General features: G+C 67.9%; 1 protein-coding gene. It reads left to right on the top strand.

Going from position 1 to position 548, the window contains the following annotated elements:
• Window positions 1–548, top strand: a 548-nt coding sequence (locus SLW52_RS21060; RefSeq protein WP_320741234.1) for a flagellin hook IN motif-containing protein, incomplete at both ends; no start/stop codon positions are given.

Genomic DNA, 548 nt, shown 5'->3' with positions numbered 1-548 from the left:
CCGCGTCTCCAGCCAAACCAACTTCAACGGCACCAAACTGCTGGACGGCTCGTTCTCCGGCGCGCTGTTCCAGATCGGTGCCGACGCCGGCCAGACCATCGGCATCAACAGCATCGTCAACGCCAGCGCCGCCGCGCTGGGCAAGGCCGGCTTCGCCGCCACCCAGACCACCACCAACGCCCTGGCCTCGGGCACCGCCACCGCCAGCGGCAGCTTCTCCGGCATGGTCGTCAACGGCGTCAGCATCGCCTCGGTCTCGGTGGCCGTCGGCGACGTGGACACCAGCGTGGCCAAGAAGATCGCATCGGCGATCAACGACAAGCTGGCCCAGACCGGCGTGTACGCCTCGGTGGACAGCAGCAACAAGCTGAAGCTGGAATCGGTCAAGGGCGGCCAGGACTTCTCGTTCACCGCGGGCTCGGCCACCGGCGCCACCGGCATCACCTTCGACCAGAGCGGCATCGCCGCCACCGCCACTGCCGCCGCGGGTACCACCAACTTCCTGAAGGACGTGGACATCTCCACCTTCCAGGGCGCGCAGAAGGCGT

The organism is Xanthomonas sp. LF02-5, assembly GCF_034105325.1.
Lineage (GTDB): Bacteria > Pseudomonadota > Gammaproteobacteria > Xanthomonadales > Xanthomonadaceae > Xanthomonas_A > Xanthomonas_A sontii.
This window is presented reverse-complemented; position numbering and strand designations above follow the sequence as displayed.